We start from the raw sequence: 25,346 nt of genomic DNA on the forward strand, positions 1-25,346 counted from the left end.
TAGAGCTTTCATTCATGCAAACAGGCTTTTGAACTTGTCTATGCACAGACGAAACCCATCTTCGAAATTTCCGTTGCCGGGATGATAAACGCTTTCGAAGGAAATCACGCCTTCATAGCCGTCGGATCGGAGCGCGTCCGCGATGGGTTGGAACAGAGGCGCAAGCTGACCTTCCCCCATGCGGCGCACTTCCAGCGTTGCCCGCGGTGTATCGACCTTTACGTCCTTGATGTGAATGTGCCCCAGATAGCCGCCGCGCAGTTCTTCGTAACCGTCCGGGTATGCCAGTTCATGGCACCAGCAGTTGTTTCCGGGGTCCCAAAGAACTTTCAACGCATCCTTTGCATCCAACTCGTCGATCAGTTTGCGGGCGGTATAGTTCGAATTGACCAGCGTGCCGTTTCCGGTTTCCACGACAAGCGTCACGCCCTCAGCCCTGGCCAGTTCAACCGCCGGCGCGATCAGCGGTGGCATCGAGTCCCATACCCCATGCGCGACGTTCCACTTCTCGGCGCCGTTTTTTCCCCAGAGTATCTGCTCTTTTCGTTGGGTCATGATCCGAACCAGCGGAGACCCCACGACATGCGCCATGTCGATCACGCGTTTCAAGGCGTCCATGTGTCGGGTGTGCAGCTCGTCACCGGGCCTGTTGGCAGCTGTCATCCCCGCGAAGATATGGCGCGACAGACAGGACACAGGCTTGCCCCGGTCGCGCAAGAGCGCGTCGATTTCGGCAATTTCCTGCGGGGAATGGTCCCCGACCTCGGTGTCGCCTACGAACTGAAGTTCTGCATAGTCCAGACCGAATTCGTCCATCACGTCCACTGCATGCCGCAGATCGCGGGAAATGCCGTCGCAAATCACACCTAGTTTCATGTCCGGTCCCCTCAGCGATGCAATTCTGCGCCAACGATCTCTTCGATGACGCGGGTACACACCCAGTTGTCGCCGTTCGGGTATTTGGTTTTTCCGGCGTGAAAGATCTGCATTGCGGACGAGGCGGTATGCATTGGAACGCCCAACGCACCGGCCAGGGCCAGAGAGATCGTCAGGTCCTTGTGCATCGTTGCGATATGGCTGCCAGTGGCTTCGAACTTGCGATCAATGATGTTTTCAAGGGCGGTATTCACAACACCACATCCCGCGCTGGAGGATGAGAACACGTCAAGCAATGCTTGACCGCTGACACCGGCTTTGGCCGCCAGGGCCGCAGCCTCGAATGTGGCGGAAAAGATCGATCCGATCAGGGATTGCAGGCAGGCTTTCACGGTTTGCCCGTCACCGGCGTTTTCTCCAACCCGGTGTATGGTTGCCGACACTGCTTGCATGACTTCGGCATTTTGGTCCAGCACATCCGCAGCACCGGCAGCCATCATCGTCAATGTGCCGTTCTGCGCGCCGGGAAACCCACCCGAGACCGGAGTGTCGATCAGGTTGATGCCCGAACCCTCCATGTCTCGCCCGATGGCGCTTGCTTCGGCCGGGGTAATGGTCGCCGACAGGATCACAGTTCCGCCTTCGGCCATGTTCGCAACCAGTCCGTTTTCTCCCAGAATGACATCGCGGGCCTGATCTCCGTTCATCACCATGACGAACACGCTGGCGGCGTGACGGCCGACCTGTCCCACGCTGTCCCTGGCCAGGCCGCCCATGTCGGCTAATGCCGTCATGCGCGTCTCGCTCAGGTCGAAACCGGATGTTTCAAAGCCATTCTTGATCAGGTTCTTGGCAAGGCCGCTGCCCATGTCGCCAAGACCGATTACGCCTGCTGTTTTCATTTGGACTCCTCCCGTTTTTCCGCCATTTCGCTATGGCAGACGTTTCGAAAAATGATGCTCAATTGCATCGGTTTTCGCGGGAGTTTCACGCGTCTTGAACAGACGTCGGGCGAGTCCGGAAGACACCCCGCTGCCCGTTTACGTACCGTAAGTAAACGAACAATGCCGCGCACAGGCAAGCAAAGAAGTGATACGGGTGGAAAGAAACCGCCTGATCCGACGCGTTACAAGAACGCCGCCATGATGCCGCGCAGTTCGGCCAACCCGCGCATTCGTCCGATCAGTGGATAGCCGGGAGTGCTGTGTCCGCCCAGATCGCCCAGCAGCTCTTGTCCGTGGTCGGGTCGCATCGGAATTTGCCAGTCGTCTCGCCCTTGGGATTTGCGGCGGCGTTGTTCGCCCATCAGCTCGCGAATGGTTCCGACCATGTCGGTGTCGCCCTCCAGATGCGCAGCCTCATAGAAATCCGGCTTCTGTCTGTCCGACCCCGCGATGCGTCGGGTATTCCGAAGATGGACAAAGTGAATCCGGTCGCCATGCCGGCGCACGAACTCCGGCCCATCGAATTCAGGGGAAACACCCAGCGATCCGGTACACAAGGTTGCGCCGTTCGCGGGCATATCAACCGCATCCAGTACGGCGCCGTAGTCCTCGGTACTGGACATGATCCGCGGCAGACCGAGCAGCGAGAAGGGCGGATCATCCGGATGACAGCACAAGCGCAGCCCCAATTTTTGGGCGACCGGGGCGATCTCAGACAGGAAGTCGATGAGGTTTGCGCGCAGCCGATCACGGTCTATCTCGGCATATGTCCGCAGCAAGGCGCGCACGTCCTCTACGCTCCACTGATCGTTGGCGCCGGGCAGCCCCGCGGTGACATTGTGCTGCAACTGGGCCTTGGAGACATCCGACATGCCTATGAAGCGATCCTTGGCCGCTTGCTGAACGGCGTTGGAGTAGTCTTCGGACGCGCCGGGACGTTCAAGAATATGTATGTCGAAAACTGCAAAATCGGTCAGGTCGAACAGCATGGCCGTTCCGCCATGCGGCTGCAGGGCGCGAAGGGCGGTGCGCGTCCAATCCAGGATCGGCATGAAGTTGTAGCAAACAACTTTGATGCCACGGGCGGACAGGGCCCTGAGGCTGGACTTGTACGCCTGCAGATGCTCGGCCATGTCCGCCGACTGGGTCTTGATCGCCTCTGAGACGGGCAGGCTTTCGACAACGTCCCAACTGTACCCGGCAGCAGCCAGAACTGCCTGCCGATCGGCGATGCTCGGTTCGTCCCAGGGCAGTCCCGCCGGGATGTGATGCAGCGCGGTGACGATACCCTGAACCCCGACCTGATGGAGATCGGCCAGAGCGATCGGATCCTCGGGTCCGAACCAACGCCAACATTGTTTCATGGCAGCCATCCTTCATACAGCGGGTGATCGGGCCTGATGGGAAGGGCAACGCGCTGCCCGGTGCGCGCAGCGTGATAAATCGCCGTCACAAGGCCGATGGACGCAGCGCCATCCTTCAGCGTAACGGCCGAATTTGCCTCGGACCGCAGCGCCTTGCCGACTTCGGTAAAAAATCCTACGAACCCCGTTGGCTCGGCCGCGGCGGCGGCAAGAGCCGCGTCGATAGCGGCTTGATCCGCCGGATCCCGTGCGACGAATGACCAGGGCGTTTGACCCGGGGCATAGGGTTCGGTGCCAGAAGTGGCGGTCAGTTTTTCAAAGACGAACCGCAGGCGTGTTTCGTCCGTGGCGGCGCCTAGTGTGATATTGCTTGTGCACAAAGCGCCGGAACTCATGCCGAAGCAGATCGCGGCGCAGTCTTCGGTCTCGATCGGGTTGACCCGCGTTGTGGTCATTGCAGAAACCCAGGCGATATCACCCGCGATATGAGTCAGCAGATCATGGTTGTGGATGGCATGGCCCAGAACCGCGCCGCCGCGTTCACCGGCCCATGTCCCCCGCCACGGTACCGCGTAATAGTCCGCCCCTCGGGACCAATGGGTTTCAAGCGCGGCAGTTTGGACCGCTCCGGTCAGGCCTGCGCGTTGAAGGTGGCGCAATTGGGCCAGTGACGGGCCCCACCGGTATTGAAAGACCGGAAACACCTGCTTGCCCGCGCTGCTTGCGGCTGCCGTGATCCGATCCACATCCTGCATCGAGGTCGCAAGAGGCTTCTCGCAAACAACGTGTTTTCCAGCAGCCAATGCTGCAAGCGTGGTCGGCACATGCAGATGGGGCGGCAGGCAGAGGTCGATGACATCAATCGTCGGATCATCCAGAGCGTCCTGAATGTTGGTCAATGCTCGAAAACCCGAGTTCTGCCGTATCTGTTCGATCCGGTCGATATTCTGGTCGACCACGGCGGCTACGCAAAAGGTGCGGTCAAGCCGTTCCAGAGCGTCCAGATGCTGCGCACCGATACCTGCGCCGAGGATCGCAACGTTGATCATCTGCGTTCCGCCATTTCCTGCGCGCGCAGTGCCAGTTCCATGACCGTAAAGCAGTGGGTCTGCGTCATTGCGGTTTCGGTCCGGTTGAGGATGTCATCGGCGAGGCGCGAAAAGTAGGGAAGGCCGGCGTCGGATGCGTCGATCTTTTGGCAGGTGTCACCATTAACGAGGATCAGATGATCTGTCCCCGGGGCTCCACCCACATCGACGTATTTCCGCAACTCGATGTATCCTTCGGTGCCTAGGATCGTCAGACGACCATCCCCCCAGTTTGGCAAGGCATCCGGCGTAAACCAGTCAACCCGGATGTACCCGGTTCCATTCTCGCTGCGCAGATTGATCTCGCCGAAATCCTGCAATCCGGGATCGCTCGGGTTTGCGTAGTTTGCCACATAAGCGTTTGTGATTTCGGCGGTTTTCGAACCCGTGTAGTGCAGGAACTGATCAATCTGATGCGAGGCGATGTCGGTCAGAATGCCGCCGTAGCAGTCGCGCCGAAAAAACCATTCCGGCCGGGTCGCCCGGTTCAATCGGTGCGGGCCAAGTCCGACCGTCTGGACCACGCGCCCGATGGCACCGGCCTCGACCAGCTCGATGGCCCGGGTGCTGACGGGCGTTTCGAACCGCTCCGAGAAGTTCACCGACCAGATCCGACCGGTGTCTGCGACCGCTCTTTTGATCTGGTCGAGTTGTTCGAACGTCGTGCAGCCCGGCTTGTCGCTCATGACATCCATACCGTTCTGCATCGCGCGGATCGCCAACGCGGCCCTATCTGCCGGTATCGCTGAAATCAGCGCCAGATCCGCCCCGCAGGTCAGGGCGTCTTCCAGTTGGGCCAGCCGTGGAATTTCGGGAAACCTTTTGACGTAGCCCGCCAGCGTCTCCGGATCGCCCTGTGTCCAATAGCCAACGCAGTCCACGCCGATTTTGCGCATGTTTTCCGTCATGCCATAGATATGGCGGTGGTCGAGGCCAAGGGCGACGCAGGTCAGGCTCATAAGATGACTCGTGTTTTATGGCCGGTTCGATTGGCGATCTGCATCGCGTCGATGACGGCGTGGGTCAAAAGGGCACTGCGTCCGGTGGCCATAGGTTGTGTTCCACTGGAAACGGCCTTGGCGAAGTCCTCGATGACCGCCTGATGCCAGGCATGTGTGAACGCCATGGGATCGGCCCCTCCGCCTGTGGCGGCGGTTTCGCCGACCGTGGATTCCCGGCCGTCGAAAGTGGTCACGGTCAGGACACCTGACTCCAGATGCGCTTTGGCTAGAGTTCCCTGGATCGTGATGGACTCAGCAGACCCGGGATATTCGGCGGTAGTTGCCATCAACGTTCCCACCGCGCCGTTGTCCATTTCAAAGACTGCACCCGCCCAATCCTCAGCCTCGAGATCGTGTAGAGGAGTTTTTCTCATCACGGCCTGAATGTCCGAGATCGGCCCTAGCAGCCACATCGCAAGGTCAAGCGTGTGGATCGCCTGCGAGATCATGACGCCGCCTCCGTCGCGTGCATAAGTGCCGCGACCCGGTTCGTCATAGTAGCTCTGATCGCGCCACCAGGGGACACGAATCTCGACCGTGGCGATCGCGCCCAGCTCACCCTGTTCAATGGCTGATTTCAGCGCCTGCGACGCGGCGCGTGCGCGGTGCTGAAAGACGATGCCCAGCGGTACGCCCGACACCTCGCACTGCTCGACAATCGCTTTCGCGGCGCCCAGCGTTCTTTCGATAGGCTTTTCCATCAGGATCGGTTTCGACGCGCTCGAAAGAATCCGAACCAACTCTGTGCGCTGATCGGGTGGGGTTGCGATGATCGCAAAGTCGACCTGTGGGTCGTTTGCGATTTCCTCGACCGAGACGAATGCGCGGGTCTCGTTTCGCCGCGCGAACGCAGCTGCCTTGTCGGGATTGCGCCCAAGGACTCCGGCAAGACCGAGGCCTTGATCCGATGCCCGAATGGCGGCGACATGCGTGCCGGAAACCATCCCCAAACCAATCAGCGCAATATTCATTCAATCCCCCGGGTCACCCGGTCAGTCTGCGGGTTCGAACGGGAAAGATGCAACCATTAAAAACTGTGTTAACAATTGACGGTAGCAGTATCGGAGGCAGAATTGACTGGCAATTTGAATGGGATGGCAGAAGACCTGTACCTGGGCATCAAGGACCTGCCGATCGTATCTCCGCATGGTCACTGCGATCCGGGGTGGTTTGCAACCGATGCGCCGTTTCCCAACCCGGCAGAGCTGTTGGTGGTTCCCGACCATTACGTGTTCCGTATGCTCTATTCGCAGGGCGTTCCCTTGTCGGAACTCGGCGTTGGGGAAGAGGGGCGAAAGAAGGATCCTCGCGCCGTTTTCCGTACTTTTGCCGAGCACTGGCATCTGTTTCTGGGAACGCCTTCCCGGATCTGGATGAACTACGTGCTGCATGAAACGCTGGGCGTGTCCGAGGAGTTGTCTTCGCGCACCGCAGATCTGATCTACGACAAGATCGCGGAAAAGTTGGCGCAACCCGATTTTCGCCCGAGGGCATTGTTCGACAGGTTCGGGATCGAGGTTCTGGCTACTACGGATTCGGCTCTCGACACTCTCACACAGCATCAGGAGATCCGTGCAAGCGGATGGGGCGGGCGGGTTGTTCCGACGTTCCGCCCGGACGGGGTCTTGGATGGGGCGGACCCGGAGTTCGTGCAGAACCTGAACAAGTTGGCCGAGCTGACAGGCTGCGATCTGGACAGCTATGTTGGCTATCTCAACGCACTGCGGATGCGGCGAGCTTATTTCATCCAACTGGGCTGTACCGCCACCGACCACGGGATCGAACGTGTACAGACCGAGTGGCTTGAGGACCCGGATGCGCTGTACCAGCGGCTGAGACAGCGGGAAGGGACCGAACAGGACGCCCGCCGTTTCTACGGGCATATGCTGATCGAAATGGCGCAGATGTCTGTCGATGATGGTCTGACCATGCAGATACATGCAGGCAGCAAGCGCAACACGAACCACGCGTTATTGCGGGATTTCGGACGGGACAAGGGGGCCGACATTCCAATCGCGATGGATTGGGTCACGGGCCTTGAGGCGCTGTTGAACCGGGTCGGAAACTCGGCGGAACTGCGCATCATTCTGTTCACACTGGACGAAGGCACCTATGCCCGTGAACTGGCACCAATGGCGGGACATTGGCCGTGCCTTCGGATCGGGCCGCCCTGGTGGTTCCATGACAGTCCGGCCGGGATTGCGCGGTATTTTGATCAGGTCGTTGAAACGGCCGGATATTACAATCTTGCCGGATTCAATGACGACACGCGGGCTTTCCTGTCCATTCCTGCACGACACGACCTCTGGAGGCGGGGCGTGGCGATTCATTTGGCCGAGCAGGTTGCGCGCGGTTACTTCGGTCGGGACAGTGCCGAGCATCTTGCACGGTTGCTGGCGGTCGATCTGGCGAAACAGGTTTATGGATTGCAAAGCTAGATGGGTACAATTCTTCACTTCGGCCTCGGAAACTTTGCCCGGGCGCATTTGCTGAACTACACCGATCAAGCGGGCGGATGGGACGTTGTCGGCGTCAGCCTGCGTTCATCCTCGGTTCGGGATGGATTGGCCCGGCAGGGTTTCGAGTACGATCTGTGCGTGCAGGGGCAGGGCGTCCGGCGCATTAAAGCTCTTCGCGACGTTCTGGTCGCGCCCGAGGGTCGTGCAGCGATTTTCGATGCGATGACGGATGCCGAGATCATCTCGGCGACCGTGACCGAGAAAGGTTATCATCTTGATGCCGCGGGCAAGCTGAACCTCCAGGACCCGGCGATTGCCGCCGATCTGGCAGGGCAGGGGCCCGCGACTCTGATCGGGTTTTTGGCTTTTGGCCTTGCGGAACGGCGCAAACCTGTGACGGTGCTAAGCTGCGACAATCGTATGGAAAATGGCAAAACGCTCGAGACGGCCGTTTCCGATTTCGCGAAAGCAGCCGGTCTGGACGTCAATTGGGACGCCGTTCGCTTTCCCAACGCGATGGTCGACCGGATCACCCCGGCCACAACGGACGCTGTACGCGCAATCAGCGGCGATCCCATGGCCGTTCCGACCGAGGCGTTCTCTGAGTGGGTGATCGAAGACAATTTTGCCGGACCGCATCCGGATTGGCCGGGCGTGCAATTGGTCGATGACGTGGCCCCGCACGAGATTCGAAAGCTGCGCATGTTGAACGGGGCCCATTCCCTGTTGGCTTATGCCGGGTTGGAGCGGGGCCTGACCTACGTCCACGAAGCGGTCCGAGACCCGGTTCTGCGCCCGCTAGTTTCCGAGTTGATGAAGGATGCGGGCGCAACGCTGCCCGCCGCGGTCCAAGCACAGGTTCCGGACTATGCCGAGGCTCTGTTGCGCCGCTTTGAAAACCCCGAGTTGGCGCACCGTCTGGACCAAATCGCGATGGATGGAAGCCAGAAGCTGCCCTATCGATTTGTTTCCACACTTCGTGAGACCGGCTCTCAGGCGGTGATCGCGGGGATGCGGGCCTGGGTCTCCTATTGCATGTCCGAGACCGCCAAAGGTCGGGCGCTGAACGATCCTTGCGCGTCGGAAATCGCGTTGGCTGCCAAGCAGCCAGATCCGCTAATGCCGCTTTTGCGTCTTGTCGGAGCCGAGGATCTCGCGCCGTTTATCCGGGAGTGATCGCGCCGCGGAACTGAACAACGGTGGATGCCAGATTGTGTCCAGCCATCAGGGCCTCGGCCTGTGATTTCCCAGTCAGCAACGCCGCGAGGTACCCACCGTTGAAACTGTCGCCTGCCGCGGTCGTATCCAGCACGTTTTTGGCAGGCTCATAGGTTTGGTCAATGCTCTGACCAATGGACAGGGGGCCATTCTCTCCGCGCTTCAACGCGCCGATTCCGTGATGACCAGCAAAGCGCGCCGCCACCTGTTCGGCGCTTTCCCCGAGAAGTGCCATCTCGTCGTCGATGGATGGCAGGGCAATGTCCGCACGCCGCCAAAGCCGTTGGTTGATCTGCCGGGCGTGTTCAACGCTATCCCAAAGACGTGGACGAAAGTTGCTGTCATAGACCAACCGGACTGAAGCGCCTTCGAGCCAGTCCAGAAGCGCAAGCCTTACCGAATGCGGAAGAATGGCCACGGAAATCCCCGACAAGTACAGCACGTCATAGCCGTTCAACGAGCTAAAGTCGTGATTGGCAAAAAGCTGACGGGCGGCCGCTTCGCTGCGCCAATAGGTAAAGCTGCGTTCACCGTCCGCAGAGGTCGTGATCGCGTACAGGCCCGGAGAGGCGTTCGGAATGATGCGGATGCCGGATGTCCCGATGCCATGACTGGCGATGAAGTCCGCGATGCGCCCCGAGAACGGGTCGTCGCCCAAACATGTCACATACTCCACCTGCAGGTCAGGCGCTGCGCGGTGCATGTAGATGGCCGTGTTCAGCGTATCGCCCGCGACACCCACCTTTGCGCCGGTTTCCAGCATGGACAATTCAATCATTGCTTCGCCGATGCAGGCAATTCGCGTCATTTCTTTTCTCTTTTCCAGATGATTAGACCGGCAGCCATGATCAGCGCAGCCCCTGCCAACGTGAATGCGTCCGGTACCGTGTCAAAGAACAGATAACCCCAGATCGCAACATAGATCAGGAACGAATAGGTAAATGGCATCAGCTGGTTCGCCGTTCCGAACCGATGCGCGTTCGTCAGCAGTTGATGCCCGCACCACCCAAAGACGCCAAGACTGATCAGGACGATCAGGCTCCAGGTGTTTTCCGGTTGGATCCAAAACCAGATGGCGAACGGCAGCAGGACCACCGTCCCAGTAAGCCCGAGGTAGAATTGCATGGTGTCCACGGCAACAACCCCCGACAGCCTGCGCGTCATGATCGAGTACAAGGCCAACGCGGTGGCATTGTAGACGATCAGCAGCATGGTCGGATGAAATGCCGAACCAAACGGCCGCACGACAACCAACACCCCTAGGAAGCCCAGGATGATGGCCGTCCAACGCCATGGGCCCACGCTTTCTTTCAACACAAAGACGGACAGAAAGCACACAATGACCGGGCTGGAAAACATGATTGCCGACACGACGGTCAGGGGCAAAAACCGCAGGGCATAAAAATTGAAAACGGTCGCCGAGATCAGCAGCAAGGCCCGGCTAATGACCTGCCATGGATGGTCGGTCTTGAACCGGTTGGCCTCAATCCCGCCCTTGGCGATCACGCCCACAGAGATCACGAAGTGCCCTGCATAACGCATGAACGCCAACTGAAATGCCGGCACGCCGGCCAACGCCAACCATTTGGCGCCAAGGTCCACCAGCGAAAAGAACAGCCACGCCGTCAGCATCAGCACGATGCCAAGGCGCGGCAGGTCCGCGTTGGGGTTGGCGGCGACGGCCATAGATCAGGTGTTGAAACGTTTGACGTAGTAGTCAACCATCTGGCTGACCATGTCATCCGCCTGACCGTGGTCGCGCGCGTCGTTCAGCGCGGAAAGTGCGCCCTGTGACATCACGCTGGTAACGCCGGCCTCGCGCGCCATTCGATCATAATACCCAAGGTCTTTTGCGGCGTTCTTGATTGCAAAGGCCAGCTGGTTTGGATCATTCTCGACACCGTAGGCTTTGACGAAATCCATCATTCCGGAATGCAGCGGTCCTGCGGCCATAACGTCATACAGCTGCTTGCGGTCAACGCCGGTGATGTCAGCCATGGCAAAGGCTTCGGCCATCGCGTTCGCGACCGTCATGCCGAAGAAGTTGTTGATCAGCTTGATCGTATGTCCCGATCCGACAGGGCCCAGGTAAAAGACGTTTTCACCCAGATCCTTCAGTGTCGGCTCGGCCTTGTCGAAGGTAGCCTTGTCGCCGGACGTCATGATGTTGAGCTTGCCTTCCAGCGCATGCGACGGAGTCCGGCCAAGTGGCGCGTCAAGATAGCTTCCGCCGGCTGCGGCAACTTCCTCGGCCAGGGCGCGTGTACTGCCCGGAAGCGAGGTGCCAAAGTCGATGACGATCGCCCCGGGCTTCAGTCCCGCGATCACTCCATCAGCACCGCGCATACGGCCTTCGACCTGCTCGGACGTTCCCATGCACAGCATCACGATGTCGCTGGCCTGAGCCAACTCCCGCGCGTTTTGCGCCTCGCGGGCGCCCCGGTCAATCGCGGCGTCCAGATGTGTGCGGTCGCGGTTTCCCAACACCGTGACCGAGTATCCCTGGTCCAACAGCCGGCTCACCATGGCTCCGCCCATGAGTCCCAGGCCGATAAACCCGATTGATGGTTTGCTCATTGGTTTCCCTTTCCGTGAATATGTCTGGTTTTCATTCTTGTGTCTGTCGCGGGCGGATTTGCAGTCTGATTGCTCATATTGCCCGGGGAGTAGTCATTGGTCTTTTGAATGGTCCGAAATCTTGGCCTGCCGCGTCTCAGTCAGGCCGGCGCCCGCGCTCGAGCGGTTCGCGCCCTCAGCTCCTGTTCGATGCGTGATGTGACTTCGAGCGTTCGGGCTGCATCCTCGACATCAATCAGAGGTGGGGCGCCATCGATCACGTCAAGGAAGTGGTCCAGTTGCGCCTCCAGCGGTGTGCGTGTTTGGTCCGGCCTTGGAAGTTGGTCTTTTTGGGCCGCAGTGCCCCAATCTTGTCCGCGCCACAGGGTCATGGATGGAAAACTGACGGCGCCCCTGGTTCCCGTGATCCACATCATGTCCTGACGGGTCGTGCCGATGTTCGGATTTTCGCCGGTTCCGGCTTCAAACCCCCAAGGGCTGGGCGCGGTGTCGGCAAAGCTGATGGTACCCGTCGCGCCGTTTTCGAATGCGATCGCCACAGCGCCGCTCTCGATCCGATCCGTTCCGCGGATCGACGCACCGGGCAGGGCGACGACATCCGAGATTTCTCCGATCACAAAGCGCAGGACATCGATATCATGCACGAGATTGATCATCACCGGGCTGCCGTCGGAAGTCCGCCAGTTCTGTTCAAAATAGCTGTCGGGTTTACGCATGGCCCACAGCAACGAGACGTTGATGACTCGTCCGATCGTACCTTGCGCGATCACCTCCTTTAGGTGCTGCAAGGTTGTGTGGTACCGCCTATGATGGCCAACCAGGCTGCGGACATTGGCCTCGCTAACGGCCGTCTTAAGGCGCAGGGCATCATCGACCGATGCGGCAACCGGCTTTTCGATCAGCATATTCCAACCACGGGACGCGGCCAGAATGCCATGTTCGGCATGCAGGCGGGTCGGCGTCGCGATGATGACGCCATCCACTGTGTCCTGCACCTCGTCCATACTGGCAAAACGCGGCGCGTCGATCTGGATCGAGCCATCCGGATCGGCCAACCCGACCAACGTGCAGCCGGGATGCTCAATGACGGCGCGGACGTGGCGGATACCGATCAATCCGCCGCCGGCTACGAGGATCCGTTTCACATCACCGCTCCGATTTGCCAGGGAACGAATTCGTAATCACCCAAGCCCTGCGCCTCGGACTTGGTCCGCGCGCCCGAGGCGACTTGGAGCAGCCGTCGGTATATCTCCTGTCCTTTTTCTTCGACGCTGACGCCTTTGGTCAGAATGTCGCCCGCGTCCACGTCCATGTCTTCGGGCATGCGCGCCGCCAATTCGGAATTGGTGGCGATTTTCAGCGTCGGCGCCGGTTTGGACCCAAAGGCCGACCCGCGCCCCGTGGTGAAACACACAAGGTTGCACCCGGCCGCGATCTGCCCGGTCACCGAGGCCGGGTCGTATCCGGGGCTGCCCATGAAGGTGAAGCCTTTGGCGGTGATGGGTTCGGCGTATTTGAATACACCGGTCAAAGGGGTGGTTCCGCCCTTCGCCGCAGCCCCCAGCGATTTCTCGAGGATGGTCGTCAGACCCCCTTGCTTGTTGCCGGGGCTTGGGTTGTTGTCCATCGAACCGTGATTGCGGGCGGTGTAGTCCTGCCACCAATCGATCAGTCCGATCAGTTTTTCCCCAGTTGCGCGGTCACGGGCACGGCGGGTCAACAGGTGTTCGGCTCCGTAGATTTCGGGCGTCTCCGCAAGGACACCCGTGCCACCTTGAGCGACCAACAGGTCGCAGGCATGTCCGAGCGCCGGGTTCGCGGTCAAACCGGACCAAGCGTCCGATCCACCGCATTGCAGCGCAACCATCAGTTCAGACGCCGGGGCTTCGCTGCGCTTTGCCTCATTGGCGATGGGCAGCATCTGGTTGATCTTGCTGATGCCCATTTCCACGGTCCGGCGCAATCCGGCCACGTTCTGGATGTTCATCGTCTGAAAAGTGGGGCTTTGCTTCAACCCATACGCATCCAGCAGCCAGTCGATCTGGTTCATCTCGCAGCCCAGACCGACCATCAGCACTGCGGCGTGGTTGGGATGTTTCGCAAACCCCCACATGACCCGTTGAAGAGCTTCGAAACCGTCGCCGGAATCTGCCATTCCGCAGCCCGTTCCGTGGACAAAGGCCACCACGCCGTCGACATTCGGATACGCGGCCAGCTTGTCCGGTGTGAAGTGGTTGGCGATCATGCGGGCCGCCGTAGCAGAACAGTTCACGGTGGTCAGAACCGCAATGTAATTGCGCGTGCCGACCCGACCGCTGTCCCGATGGTAGCCCATGAATGTATCGACCGAGGTGGCGGGTCTCATAGGCCTGTGATCTGTTGCAAAGTCATAGTCCACGTTGGTGTTTCGGAACTCGACATTGTGGGTGTGTACATGATCGCCGGGGTGGATCGGTTGGGTGGCGTAACCAATGATCTGGGCGTATTTTCTGACCGGATCGCCGGGTGCAAGGGTCGCCGTGGCGACCTTGTGGCCCGATGGGATGCGCGCGTTAGTCGTGACGCCTTCGACCACACTGCCGGCCTCCAGCAGCCGAGTTGCAACCACCACGCTATCCGTTCGATCTAAACGTACAAAAGTCATAATCAGCTTTCCTGGCGGCTGCAGCTAGGCGCAGAACGGCGAGTCCGATGTCCACCGGTGAATATCTATATGCGGCTGTCTAGACAGCCTTGCTCGTGCCGCCTCCCAATTGGATTTGCAGACACGCCAATCCCGCAGCTCGGTTTCGGGGCGCGATCTGGATCTTGCGATGAAGCTGGGGAAATGGTCTCGACCTGTGGGTTGGCCTGCCGCACTGAAGCGGATGTCGAACGACCAGCGGAACCGGTCCGTTTCGTTGACCAGCGACGCATGTGGCGTCAGCGGGTGAAACAGGATGACCCCGCCCGCCTTGACGGGCAAGGGCACGGCTCGGTCTTCGTCAATGAACCCGTCGGCAATGCCTGTCTGCGTGCGCGCGCAATGCGGCAGGATGGATTGGTCCTGTGCCTTTGGCAGCACTTGCAGGCAGCCGTTCTCGATCGTTGCATCGTTGACGGCAATCCAAACCGTGACCATGTCGGTCTGGTCCGCATCCTCCAACGCAACTGCCCGGTCCTGATGCCAGTCCGTTGCGGTTATATGCGCCCGTACCTCGTCCTTGGACAGCTTGAGGGCAGGGGGCTTCAGCCGAACGTGCTGGATCGGATTGCTGACCAACTCTGGCCCGATCAACTGCTCGACGATGTCAAGCATGGGTTGGGCCGTCAGCAAGTCGAACACTGCGGGTCCTATATGGAACGGTGTGTCAGCCATGATCCGGTCGCCGGGCAATGAGATGTCCAGCGGCTGGAAATAGTCGCAACCGGCCTGATAAGCGGACAGAAGTTTGTCCCAGAATGACATCCCGGATGGTTCGTCCTTGACCAGCCCTTTTTCGTACCAACCGTCAAAGAGCCGGTTCAGGACATCCGAGTATTCGGCTTGCACCCGATCAAGGACGTCACCGGGAATTACATCCTCGACCACGAGGTATCCGTCCGTCTGGAACTTGCCAATCTGATCTTGTGTCAGCATGGGTGCAACCTCACAAAAGCAGCGCGATGATGCCCGGCCAGATCAGAAGAACGGAAAGCGCCAGCAGCTGGATCCCGATGAATGGCAGGAAGCCGCGGAAGATATCCGTCAGGCTGATATGCGGCGGGGCCACCGATTTCAGGTAGAACGCCGCCGGGCCGAACGGGGGCGACAGGAAGCTGACCTGCATGTTCATACAGAACACGACGCCGAACCAGATCGCGACATGGCTGGGCTGCAACTGGCCGATGAGTCCGATTTCCTCGATGGGAAGGCGCAGAACGATCGGCAGAAAGACCGGAATGATCAAAAGCACGATGCCGACCCAATCCATAAACGCGCCCATGAACAGCAGGATCAGCATCATAACCAGAATGACCAGCATCGTCGGCAGGTCCTGCCCAACGATCAGATCGGCCACGTATTGGGGCCCGCCGGCAATGGTGTAGGCACCCGCCAGCGCGGCGGCGCCGATGGTGACCCAGATGATGGTGCCTGTGGATTTGAGCGTTCGCATCAAGCTGTCCCAAACCAGCTCGAACGATCCTTCGCCCCGCAGGATGGCGATGATCAGAACGGCGAAGGCGCCCATGCCTGCTGCCTCGGTGATGCCTGTGATCCCGCCATAGATCGAGCCGAGAACGACGCCGATGACGACCAGCGGCGCGACGAGGCCTTTGCCCATTTCCCACCCGATTTTGGCGCGCTCTCTGCCAAAGACGAAGAAGATCAGCAGAAGGGCGACGATCGTAATACCGGCAAACCAGGGCAGGTAGTCAGCTGTCCCCAATCGCGCGGGCTCGCCCTGGCTGGCAGCGTTCGAGCCGGAAAGCTCGAAAAACGCGGCCCGGATAAACAGAACGGTGGAAAATCCGGCGACGACGATGCTCATGAAGGCGGCAAACAGTTTGCGCTTTTCAGCCGGTTCGGGGTCGCTCGGGTCCGGTTCCGGAAGCGGCGCGTGGTGAGGATTCAACTGCGTGCGGATGATAATGTACAGGATGATCATCGAGGCCAGCATGAAGCCCGGAATAAAAGACGCGGTGAACAGCGACTTGATCGAGGTTTCGGTGATCAGCCCATAGATGATCAGAACGATCGAGGGCGGGATCATGGTCCCCAGCGACCCCGAGGCGCAGATGACGCCGATCGCGAGGTTCTGATCGTAGCCGAGGCGCAGCATCTGGGGCAGGGCGATCAGGCCCAGCAGGACAACCTCACCACCGATGATGCCGGACATGGCTGCCATGATCACCGCCATGATCGAGGTCACGATCGCGATGCCGCCGCGCGTTCTGGACAGCCAGACATTCAGCGACGAATACATGTCGCGCGCGATCCCGGATCGCTCCAGCAGCGATGCCATGAAGATGAACAATGGCACGGATATGAGCACGTAGTCCGTTAAGAGCCCATATATCTTCTGCGCCAGAATATAGAGTGGCCCAGTCCCCGGGCGTCCGGTCAGAATGCCATCGCCGAATGAAAACGGGTTCAAAAGAAGTGTTGGCTCGAACTTCAGAACAAGAACCAGAACCGCAAGCGAGGCCGAGGCCAGACCCAGGGGCATCCCGATCGCCAGAAGCACGATCAGGGCGACCATCAGGATGAGTGAGATCGTTCCAATATCCATTAGTCTTGTCCCACCGCTCGTTTGATCATTTCAATTTCGTCTTCGTCCGGTTCATCCGTGTGGATTTCCGGTTCTTTGTTCCAATCCGCGATCAGGTTCAGAACGGCCTGCATGGCGACCAGGGTGATCACGATCAGGACCATGGGCTGCAACGTCGCCGGGATCGGCGGGTTGAAGGCCGAGCCATAAAGCTCCCATTTGTAGAGTTTGTTGACGAAAACCTGCTGATAGCTGCCGTAGACCAGAAAGAACGCGAACATCACGATCAGGATGGTCGAGATCGTGTCGAACACCCGCTGCAACCAGCGAGGAACCGCATCATACAGCAGAAAGATCCGGATATGGCTGCGTTGCTGCATGGCATAGTAGCCGGACATCAGGAACACGAAGCTGGCGAACCACAGTGTCATCTCGTTGGCCCATTCGGTCGGCTTTTCGAGGATGTAGCGCATGAAGACTTCGTACAGCATCACCACCGTCATGATGGCGATCATCATCATCGTGACCCGGCCGATGAAAAGGGCGAAGCGGTCCATCGCAGTCGTGCCCTCGTATTCCATCGCGGCCGGCTGGACGGTCTTGGTTCCGATCACCGCAAGGATCGGCAGCAGTATCAGCGCGCCGATATCGACAATATCGACAAATCCGCCGAAAACCCCGGTCATTTCGGGCGTCACGTCGCTGCGCAGATAGATTTCCGTTACCTGGCTTTTCAGAGATTCGGACGTGTAGGGCAGCCAGTCCAACAGGAAGGCCGGCAGATGCCAGACGAGCCAACTGGCCGTTGCGACGAAGGCGAGCGGGATGAGCCACTCCAGTATTCCGCCTGAGTTTTTTTGCATCACGTAGCCCTCGTCCTTATCCGTCGATCCGGTGGTGATCGATAAATTCCAGGTCCGGCTCGACACCCAGTCCGGGGCCGGTCGGGATCGTCACGCGGCCTTTGTTGGCCTTGACTTGTTTCTGTATCTCCAGCGGAACGGACAGCAGATCGTCGCGAAACTTGTTGTCCGTGGTGTCGAATTCCAACATCGGTTCCCAAGGGTGCAGACCGCCCGGAATTGCCGGCATTGCCGCGAGCAGATGCAGGTTGGTGGCCACAGCAACCGCACTTCCCCAGACGTGATTGACGACCGGGGCGAAGTGTGCGTGGCACAGCGCAAGTACCCGCAGATACTCAGAGATTCCGCCCAACGCGCATACTTCGGGCTGAGCGATATCGACACTGCGGTTTTCGAGAAGCGCGCGCCATGCCCAGCGATTGAACACAGCCTCGCCGCCGGAGATATTGACCTTCAGCCCCGCGCGCAGTTCGCGATAGCCATCAAGATCCTCAGGGGCCACCGGTTCTTCAAACCAATAGGCGTCAAGCTCTTCCAAGGCGCGGCCCACATAAAACGCGTCCGAGGTCGTGTAGGCATGATTTGCGTCGACCATGAAGGGGAAGTCTTCGCCAACCCCGCGACGCACCGCCTCGCAGAGCTGCACGTCCGGTTTGGGTCCGAACCCGGTCTTCATCTTGGTGGCGACAAACCCTATGTCCTTGATCGTTGCGGCTTCGTCCTTGAACCGGGCGGCAAGGTCGGCGATCGGCTCATCCCGCAGCATCATCCCGTAGCCGTAGCAGGGAACGCTTGTCCGATGCGCGCCGCCGATGAGTTTGTGCAGCGGCAAACCGGCCACCTTGCCGACGATGTCCCAAAGGGCGATGTCCACGCCGGACAGCGCCTGTATCGGCATTCCGCCTTGCCCATGATCTCGCAGAAGGTTGTACACCTTGTGCCAGATCACGTCCTTGTCCAAAGGGTCCAGCCCCAGAACCATCGGCTGAATGACCTGTTCAACGATGGATTTGTTGGCTCTTGCTACGTTGCCGGGGCCAAAACACTCTCCCCAGCCGGTCACGCCTTCGTCGGTTTGAACCTCGACCAGATGGGTTGTGCGCTTGTCATAATACTGCTGCGAATACCCCAGGACTTCGGGCATCTTGTACTGCAGTACATGGCTGGTGATCTTGGTGATTTTCATGAAATGCAGGGTCCCGGGCACATTCGGAGAGGCCGTCAGCACGGCCTTTCCGATTGTCGTTGAATGGCCGAAGCCCGATTATTGCATTGCGCCCAGATCGCGCAGGAAGTTGATGTGGCTTTCCAACAGCGCCTTGGCCTCTGGGGTCGTGGCGAACTCGGTCCACCCGACCTGAACGGCTGCGCGGTAGGCGGCCAGATCTTCCGGCGACCACTCATACAGCTGAACGCCTTTGGCCTTCAGGTCCTTGGCGGTCTGAGCGTTCTGCACTTCGTTGATCGTCGCATTGTGCAGCGCCAGGCTGTCCATCGCGACTTCCATGATCTTTTTGTGATGTGCAGGCATCGCGTCCCAAACGTCCTTGCGGCAGGCCAGATGGTCTGCGGGCATCGAGTGGAAGCCGGGATAGTTCGTGTGACTGGCGATTTCGTACAGACCCAGACCCACGTTGTTGGTCAGGTTCGCAGCATCCGCGCCGTCGATGATGCCGGTTTCCAGAGCGGTGAAGATTTCGTTGAAGTCCATCACGATCGGCGATGCGCCCAACTCGGCAAAGACCTTAGTGGCCAGGCCCGGGGGCGAACGGAATTTCCAGTCTTTGAAGTCATCGACCTTGGCGATCGGCTTGGTCGAGGCCAGAGATTCCGGCCCCGGGATCCACCAGCCGATGAATTCCATGTCGTAGCCGTTGTACAGGTCATTGACGGCATCTCTGCCGCCACCGTGCAGCAGCCATGCCATTTGCTGATAGGGGTTCTGATAACCGCCCAGCAGATCGCCCGCGAACTGGAAGGCCGGGTTTTTGCCGGTCTGATAGCCGCCGCCGGTCATGTCGCAGTCGAGGATGCCTGTCGCCGCGGCATCGAAGGTTTCGACCGATTTGACCACCGAGGACGAGTAGAACATCTCGACTTCGATCTCGCCGTTCGACATTTCCTGGATGTCTTCGACGTATTTTGCCGCCATCTGCCCGGACAGCGTCTCGGGCGAGAAATGGGTTTGAATTCTCAGCTTGGTCGTTTCAGCCACCGCGAAACCGGCCGCCATCGTCGTTGCTACGGCCGCAACAGCCGCTGTCTTGACTATTTTCATATTGTCCTCCCAGACGTTGAGCAGTGCGCCGGGTGGGAGATCTTGCCGCCTCCCTTGTCGACACGCTGCTAGACGTTAAGCGGTCGAATCGAATGCAACAAGTAAAATATGAAATTTTCAAGAATTTCGAGATTCTTGCAATAAATCGAAAATATGATTAGGACACTAAGTGGCCAGACCTGAAAGGTGCAAACCGGAATGAATGAAGAAGTAGATATTTATCAGCACCTTAAAATGCGTCTGATCTCGAACGGATTCGAGCATGGTGCCAAGGTTCGGGCCGAAGAGTTGCGCAAGGACTATGGGTGCTCGGCCAGCACGGTTCGCGAAGTTCTTTTTCGTTTGTCATCGGTGGGTTTGGTGGACTTTCAGGAGCAGAAGGGCTTTCGCGTCCCGAAGCGTTCACCGCAAAAACTGATCGAGCTGACCCACATCCGCGTTTTGCTGGAGGGAGAGGGCACCGCAATGTCGATCCGCAACGGCGGGGTGGATTGGGAAGCCAGACTGACCGCGGCGCATCACAAGCTGAGCCATATCGAAAAGCGCATTCATGCCACCGACGACCCCAGCGAGCTGATCGAGATCTGGTTTGCTTCGGAAAAGGAATTCCATCAAACGCTGATCTCGGCCTGCGGATCGGAAACGTTGAAGCAGATGCACGGCCGAATTTACGCGCAATTCCGGCAGCAGCTGATGGTGGCGGACCGGCGGTTCGAGTTCATCTCCGAGAACATCCGGCATCACGCCGACATCCTCGAGGCCGCATTGTCCGGCGATGAGCAACTGACCAAGCAGAAGATTCATGACCACCTCAAGCGTCATCTGACAGGCAAGACGATGGGCGACTAAGCGCGGAAGTCATCCTCAAGATAAACGCGGATGATATCTTCAAAGCTCGACTCTGCGCGGAAGCCCAGCTCGAGCGCGCGGTCGGTTTGAAAGTCGCGTGGCCAGCCTTTGACAATGCGCTCTATGTCGGGGTCGGGAACATGTTTGATCAGGTTGACCGCGTCTTGACCGGCGACAGTGCGCAGAGCTTCGATCTGTTCGGCGACCGTACAACTGATGCCGGGCATGTTCAGGGCGCGCCGGTCGTTCAGCAGCTTCGTATCAAGATCGGCCGCGCGGGTCAGAAATCTTGCCGCTGCCCGAGGGCTGGCGTGCCAGTGGCGAACGGTGTCGTCGACCGGCAGAACCGCCTCAAGCCCGTTCAGGGGCTCTCGAATGATACCCGAAAAGAAGGAGGAAGCGGCGGCATTCGCCTTGCCGGGCCGCACGCACAGCGTCGGCAGCCGCAGGGAGATGCCGTCGATGTATCCTTTTCGACTGAAGTCGGAAATCATCAACTCGGACGCAGCCTTCTGCGCCCCGTAGCTGGTCAGAGGGGCGCACAGGAATTCATCGTCGATCCTTGCGGGGAAAGGGGCACCAAAGACGGCTATGGACGAAGCGAAGACCAGCCGCGGGCGGTAGGCGCCGCTGGTGGCGTCATGCTCGTCCTTCAATGCGTTCAACAGTGCCCAGGTCGTCATCAGGTTGACGTCCCAACCAAGGCCAAAATCAGCTTCTGCCTGACCCGAGACAATCGCGGCCAGATGAAAGATCACGTCAGGGCGCTGAGCGGCCAGAAGCTTGGCCGAGTTTGGGACCGCGATGTCGCCAACGGTTTTTTCTCCCGGTGCACCCTCGGCCGGAAATGAAAGGTCGAACAATGATACACGGGCGTCCGGGCCAAAGGTCTGTTCGGCCGAAATGTGATGCGCCAGTTTCTGCCCCAGCATTCCACCGCCGCCGATGATGAGGATATGCGTCACGACATGCCATTCCGTTTTCTGAGTTCGAGGTAGAGCGCAGAATGATCCAGCTCGGCCCCATCCATTTCGTTTATCAGGTATTCGAACCGGTCGCGTACGGCTTGCGTATTGGGCAGTTCCAGGCCCAGACCGCGCGCCTCAGCCAAGGTGTTGTCCAGATCCTTCAGCTGAAACTTCGAGAGTCCGCCGGGAACGAAGTCCCGGTTGGACATGCGTTCCCCGTGCTGCTGCAGGATCACGCTGTCGGCAAACCCACCGCGAAGCGCGGCGCGCAAAGCAGCCGGGTCTGCGCCACCTTGTTCGGCCAGCAGGGTTGCCTCGGCAACGGCGGAAATCGTGACGGCCACGATTGTCTGATTGGCTAGTTTGCACAATTGTCCGGCGCCGCTGGGGCCGACATGCACGGGGCGCCCCATGGCGGACAGGATTGGCAGTACCTCCCGCATGACCTTCTCGTCGCCGCCCACCATGATCGCCAGCGAGCCCGCCTCGGCCCCCTTGGTGCCACCGGAGACTGGGGCATCCAGATGCCGCAGGCCGAGGGTTTCGAGTTGGGCAGACTGCGCGCGGGCATGTTCAGGCTTGGCACTGGACATGTCGATCCAGACGGCACCAGATTTCAACTGGTCGCAAAAGGAAGGGTCTTCCAGCAGCGCGCCGGTTGCGTATCCGTCGGCCAGCATGGTCACGATCACATCGGCTTGGGCAACCGCGTGGGCCGGGGTGTCTGCAACCGTGGCACCTTGGTCCGCCAATGGCCGTGCCTTTTCGGCGCTACGGTTCCAAACGGTCAGGGGAAAGCCTGCCGCAAGCAGGTTTCGTGCCATCGGCGCCCCCATTAGGCCGGTGCCCAAAAGGGTCACTTTGCGCTGTTCACTCATGCTTGCTTGTCCTCCTTCGGGCCGCACCACGCATGGTTATAGCCAAACCAAAATCTCTGTCATACGCTAACGGCATCAAGTTCCTGCGCCAAAGCCTGTCGCGTTTCCGTGCAGAATTTTTTGGTGCTGCCCGGTCGCACTCGGGCCCGGGGCCCTGGTGTTTGATCGCAAGTAGTGAAAGGTAAATTTTACATATGTCAGAAAGACTTGTGGGGAAGCGCGTCCTTGTGACGGCCGCCGGACAGGGTATCGGTCGTGCCAGCGCAATTGCAATGGCGCGCGAAGGGGCGCAGGTGTTTGCGACGGATATCAACCTCGAAAACCTTTCTTCGATTCGGTCCGAGAATCTCGAAAATATCGAAATTTTCGAGATGGACGTCACCGATGACGCCAGCGTCGCTCAGGGGGCTGAGCGGGCAAATCCGGACGTGTTGTTCAATTGTGCGGGCTTCGTGCATCACGGGACCATCCTGGACGCCACCGATGAAGAGTGGGATTTTGCGATGGACCTCAATGTGCGGTCCATGATGCGCACAACGAAGGCTGTGCTGCCGAGGATGGTCGAACGGGGCGGCGGCTCGATCATCAACATGTCTTCCGCTCTGGGGTCGATCATCGGCGCGCCCAACCGCTTTGTCTATGGCGTGACCAAAGCTGCGGTTGTGGGGCTGACGAAATCGGTTGCGGTTGATTTCATCACGAAGGGCATCCGCTGCAACTGCATCTGCCCCGGAACGGTCGACAGCCCCAGTTGGCGCGATCGGGTCGAGGCTTTGGCCCAAGAACTGGGCAGCAGGGAAGAAGCCATGGCGCAGTTCGTGGCCCGCCAGCCCATGGGCCGCGTCGCCAAGGCGGAAGAAATAGCGGCACTGGTCGTCTACCTGGCAAGCGATGAGAGTGCTTTCACCACAGGACATACACACATAATCGATGGGGGGTGGTCAGGCCAATGACGAAGATAACAAAGGACGATCTGCGGTCGCGGAAATGGTTCATGAACTCGGACAACCTCGAGATGACCGCGCTGTATCTGGAACGGTATCTCAATTACGGCCTGACCCGCGCCGAGCTTCAATCCGGCAAGCCAATCATCGGCATTGCGCAAACGGGTAGCGATCTCAGCCCGTGCAACCGCCACCACCTGGAATTGTCCAAACGTGTGCGCGACGGGATCATCGCGGCTGGTGGCACGTGCATCGAAATTCCGGTGCACCCGATTCAGGAAACGGGTAAGCGGCCCACTGCCTCGCTGGATCGCAATCTGGCCTATCTTTCGCTGGTCGAGAGCTTGTTTGGTTACCCGATCGACGGCGTGGTGCTAAACATCGGTTGCGACAAGACCACGCCGGCGCTGTTGATGGCGGCCGCCACCGTCAATATCCCCGCAATCGCTCTGTCGGTCGGCCCGATGCTGAACGGCTGGTGGAAGGGTGAACGCGCGGGGTCGGGAACCGTGATCTGGAAGGCTCGGGAAGACCTTGCTGCCGGTGAGATCGACACTGATGAGTTCATGGAAATCGCGGCGGCTTCGGCGCCTTCGGTTGGCTATTGCAACACGATGGGAACGGCGACCACGATGAATTCGCTGGCCGAAGCCTTGGGAATGCAACTGCCCGGGTCCGCCGCGATACCGGCCCCGTACCGGGAACGCGGACAGATCAGCTATGAAACCGGCAAGCGCATCGTCGAGATGGTGTGGGAGGATCTGCGCCCAAGCGATGTCATGACGCGGGCGGCATTTGAAAATGCGATCGTCATCAACTCGGCGATCGGTGGATCGACGAACGCGCCGATCCATTTGAACGCGATCGCCCGGCACCTAGGCGTTCCTCTCAACAACGATGACTGGCAAAGCCTGGGTCACGACGTACCGCTGCTGGTAAACATGCAGCCGGCCGGGAAATACCTTGGAGAAGATTACCAGCGCGCCGGCGGTGTCCCTGCCGTGGTCGGTGAGTTGATTGATGCCGGATTGCTGCCCAACCCCGATGCGCTGACGGTCAACGGCCGGTCGATGGGCGAGAACTGCCGGACACGCCGGTCGCTGAACGACGACGTGATCAAGCCGGTGAGAAATCCGGTCAAGCATCAGGCCGGGTTCATCAACCTCTCGGGCAACCTGTTCGAAAGCGCGATCATGAAGACATCGGTGATCTCGTCCGCTTTCCGCGAGGCCTACCTGTCGAACCCGGATGACCCCAATGCATTCGAGGGCCGGGCGGTCGTTTTTGACGGGCCTGAGGACTTTCATCACCGCATCGATGATCCGGCAGAAAACATCGATGCAGACTGTATCCTGATCATGCGCGGGGCCGGACCCAAAGGTTACCCGGGCGCGGCCGAGGTGGTGAACATGCGGCCGCCCTCATACCTGTTGAAACAAGGGGTCGAGGCGCTGCCCTGCATCGGTGATGGGCGCCAGTCCGGCACGTCCGGAAGCCCGTCGATCCTGAACGCCTCGCCCGAGGCGGCCGAAGGCGGCGGGCTGGCGCTGGTGCGAAATGGCGACCGGTTGCGCATCGATCTGGGCAAAGGGACGGCGGATATGCTTGTTCCGCTGGAGGAGCTGCATGAACGCGCCCGCGAACTGGAAGCTGCAGGTGGCTATTCGGTCCCGCCCGACCAGTCACCGTGGCAGGAGATCTTCCGCGAGAAGGTCGATCGTCTGGATCGCGGCATGACGCTGAAGGGCGCCGACAAATTCAGGGACATCGCGCGGCAATTCCTGCCGCGGGACAATCACTAAAAGGAA

At 59.5% G+C, this 25,346-nt stretch carries 22 protein-coding genes and 1 pseudogene; 5 read left to right on the plus strand and 18 right to left on the minus strand.

Annotated features, from left to right (window positions below):
• Positions 1–12: 12 nt before the first annotated feature.
• The 6 genes from ACR3EK_RS05500 to ACR3EK_RS05525 all read right to left on the minus strand — a co-directional run bounded on the left by ACR3EK_RS05500 (position 13) and on the right by ACR3EK_RS05525 (position 6,244).
• On the minus strand, positions 13–876 hold the full coding sequence (locus ACR3EK_RS05500; protein WP_170357457.1) for a sugar phosphate isomerase/epimerase family protein: 864 nt from the start codon (positions 874–876) through the stop codon (positions 13–15).
• Between the two features lie 11 nt (positions 877–887).
• Positions 888–1,778 carry an NAD(P)-dependent oxidoreductase gene (locus ACR3EK_RS05505; RefSeq protein WP_170357458.1) on the minus strand — a complete coding sequence of 297 codons (891 nt, stop codon included), beginning with the start codon at positions 1,776–1,778 and terminating at the stop codon, positions 888–890.
• Positions 1,779–2,002: 224 nt separating this feature from the next.
• Positions 2,003–3,184 carry a mannonate dehydratase gene (gene uxuA / locus ACR3EK_RS05510; protein ID WP_480632874.1) on the minus strand — a complete coding sequence of 394 codons (1,182 nt, stop codon included), beginning with the start codon at positions 3,182–3,184 and terminating at the stop codon, positions 2,003–2,005.
• Complete coding sequence (locus tag ACR3EK_RS05515) at positions 3,181–4,233, minus strand: Gfo/Idh/MocA family protein (protein WP_480632875.1); 1,053 nt, start codon at positions 4,231–4,233, stop codon at positions 3,181–3,183. The genes uxuA and ACR3EK_RS05515 overlap by 4 nt, the downstream gene beginning before the upstream one ends.
• The gene (locus ACR3EK_RS05520) at positions 4,230–5,231 is read right to left on the minus strand and encodes a Gfo/Idh/MocA family protein (protein WP_480632876.1); all 1,002 of its coding nucleotides are present in this window, start codon (positions 5,229–5,231) and stop codon (positions 4,230–4,232) included. Before ACR3EK_RS05520 ends, ACR3EK_RS05515 begins: the two co-directional genes overlap by 4 nt.
• Positions 5,228–6,244: a Gfo/Idh/MocA family protein gene (locus tag ACR3EK_RS05525; RefSeq protein ID WP_480632877.1), complete on the minus strand. Its 1,017-nt coding sequence runs from the start codon at positions 6,242–6,244 to the stop codon at positions 5,228–5,230. The genes ACR3EK_RS05520 and ACR3EK_RS05525 overlap by 4 nt, the downstream gene beginning before the upstream one ends.
• Before the next feature lie 123 nt (positions 6,245–6,367).
• On the opposite strand from ACR3EK_RS05525, the gene uxaC reads away from it, so the two are divergent.
• Both uxaC and ACR3EK_RS05535 read left to right on the plus strand, forming a co-directional pair.
• The gene (gene uxaC, locus ACR3EK_RS05530) at positions 6,368–7,711 is read left to right on the plus strand and encodes a glucuronate isomerase (protein ID WP_480632878.1); all 1,344 of its coding nucleotides are present in this window, start codon (positions 6,368–6,370) and stop codon (positions 7,709–7,711) included.
• On the plus strand, positions 7,712–8,908 hold the full coding sequence (locus ACR3EK_RS05535; RefSeq protein WP_480632879.1) for a mannitol dehydrogenase family protein: 1,197 nt from the start codon (positions 7,712–7,714) through the stop codon (positions 8,906–8,908).
• Here ACR3EK_RS05535 and ACR3EK_RS05540 read toward each other — a convergent pair.
• From ACR3EK_RS05540 to ACR3EK_RS05585, 10 genes and pseudogenes are all read right to left on the minus strand, one after another.
• Entirely contained in the window at positions 8,895–9,758 is an 864-nt protein-coding gene (locus tag ACR3EK_RS05540) for a sugar kinase (RefSeq protein WP_480632880.1), read from the minus strand. The genes ACR3EK_RS05535 and ACR3EK_RS05540 overlap by 14 nt on opposite strands.
• A complete protein-coding gene (locus ACR3EK_RS05545; RefSeq protein WP_480632881.1) occupies positions 9,755–10,636 on the minus strand; it encodes a DMT family transporter in 882 nt (293 codons plus the stop codon). The genes ACR3EK_RS05540 and ACR3EK_RS05545 overlap by 4 nt, the downstream gene beginning before the upstream one ends.
• Before the next feature lie 3 nt (positions 10,637–10,639).
• Positions 10,640–11,548: pseudogene (locus tag ACR3EK_RS05550) on the minus strand (NAD(P)-dependent oxidoreductase); the annotation flags it as partial.
• Positions 11,549–11,667: 119 nt separating this feature from the next.
• Positions 11,668–12,672 carry a Gfo/Idh/MocA family protein gene (locus ACR3EK_RS05555; RefSeq protein ID WP_480632882.1) on the minus strand — a complete coding sequence of 335 codons (1,005 nt, stop codon included), beginning with the start codon at positions 12,670–12,672 and terminating at the stop codon, positions 11,668–11,670.
• The gene (locus tag ACR3EK_RS05560) at positions 12,669–14,171 is read right to left on the minus strand and encodes a UxaA family hydrolase (protein WP_480632883.1); all 1,503 of its coding nucleotides are present in this window, start codon (positions 14,169–14,171) and stop codon (positions 12,669–12,671) included. The genes ACR3EK_RS05555 and ACR3EK_RS05560 overlap by 4 nt, the downstream gene beginning before the upstream one ends.
• Before the next feature lie 24 nt (positions 14,172–14,195).
• Entirely contained in the window at positions 14,196–15,146 is a 951-nt protein-coding gene (locus tag ACR3EK_RS05565) for a phytanoyl-CoA dioxygenase family protein (protein WP_480632884.1), read from the minus strand.
• 10 nt (positions 15,147–15,156) lie between these two features.
• On the minus strand, positions 15,157–16,779 hold the full coding sequence (locus ACR3EK_RS05570) for a TRAP transporter large permease (protein ID WP_170403878.1): 1,623 nt from the start codon (positions 16,777–16,779) through the stop codon (positions 15,157–15,159).
• Complete coding sequence (locus ACR3EK_RS05575) at positions 16,779–17,621, minus strand: TRAP transporter small permease subunit (RefSeq protein WP_174819626.1); 843 nt, start codon at positions 17,619–17,621, stop codon at positions 16,779–16,781. Before ACR3EK_RS05575 ends, ACR3EK_RS05570 begins: the two co-directional genes overlap by 1 nt.
• A 16-nt stretch (positions 17,622–17,637) precedes the next feature.
• The gene (locus tag ACR3EK_RS05580) at positions 17,638–18,807 is read right to left on the minus strand and encodes a mandelate racemase/muconate lactonizing enzyme family protein (protein ID WP_480632885.1); all 1,170 of its coding nucleotides are present in this window, start codon (positions 18,805–18,807) and stop codon (positions 17,638–17,640) included.
• Positions 18,808–18,885: 78 nt separating this feature from the next.
• A complete protein-coding gene (locus tag ACR3EK_RS05585) occupies positions 18,886–19,899 on the minus strand; it encodes a TRAP transporter substrate-binding protein (RefSeq protein ID WP_480632886.1) in 1,014 nt (337 codons plus the stop codon).
• 198 nt (positions 19,900–20,097) lie between these two features.
• On the opposite strand from ACR3EK_RS05585, the gene ACR3EK_RS05590 reads away from it, so the two are divergent.
• Positions 20,098–20,748: a GntR family transcriptional regulator gene (locus ACR3EK_RS05590; RefSeq protein ID WP_170389667.1), complete on the plus strand. Its 651-nt coding sequence runs from the start codon at positions 20,098–20,100 to the stop codon at positions 20,746–20,748.
• On the opposite strand, the gene denD is transcribed toward ACR3EK_RS05590, so the two are convergent.
• Positions 20,745–21,713 carry a D-erythronate dehydrogenase gene (denD, locus tag ACR3EK_RS05595; RefSeq protein WP_480632887.1) on the minus strand — a complete coding sequence of 323 codons (969 nt, stop codon included), beginning with the start codon at positions 21,711–21,713 and terminating at the stop codon, positions 20,745–20,747. The genes ACR3EK_RS05590 and denD overlap by 4 nt on opposite strands.
• Entirely contained in the window at positions 21,710–22,594 is an 885-nt protein-coding gene (locus ACR3EK_RS05600) for an NAD(P)-dependent oxidoreductase (RefSeq protein WP_480632888.1), read from the minus strand. Before ACR3EK_RS05600 ends, denD begins: the two co-directional genes overlap by 4 nt.
• Before the next feature lie 194 nt (positions 22,595–22,788).
• Here ACR3EK_RS05600 and ACR3EK_RS05605 point away from each other — a divergent pair, with 194 nt between their 5' ends.
• Positions 22,789–23,547, plus strand: a complete 759-nt coding sequence (locus ACR3EK_RS05605) for an SDR family oxidoreductase (protein WP_170371322.1) — start codon at positions 22,789–22,791, stop codon at positions 23,545–23,547.
• Positions 23,544–25,340: an IlvD/Edd family dehydratase gene (locus ACR3EK_RS05610; RefSeq protein WP_480632889.1), complete on the plus strand. Its 1,797-nt coding sequence runs from the start codon at positions 23,544–23,546 to the stop codon at positions 25,338–25,340. Before ACR3EK_RS05605 ends, ACR3EK_RS05610 begins: the two co-directional genes overlap by 4 nt.
• The last annotated feature ends 6 nt before the right edge of the window (positions 25,341–25,346 follow it).

It is taken from the genome of Ruegeria sp. BC8 (assembly GCF_056535705.1).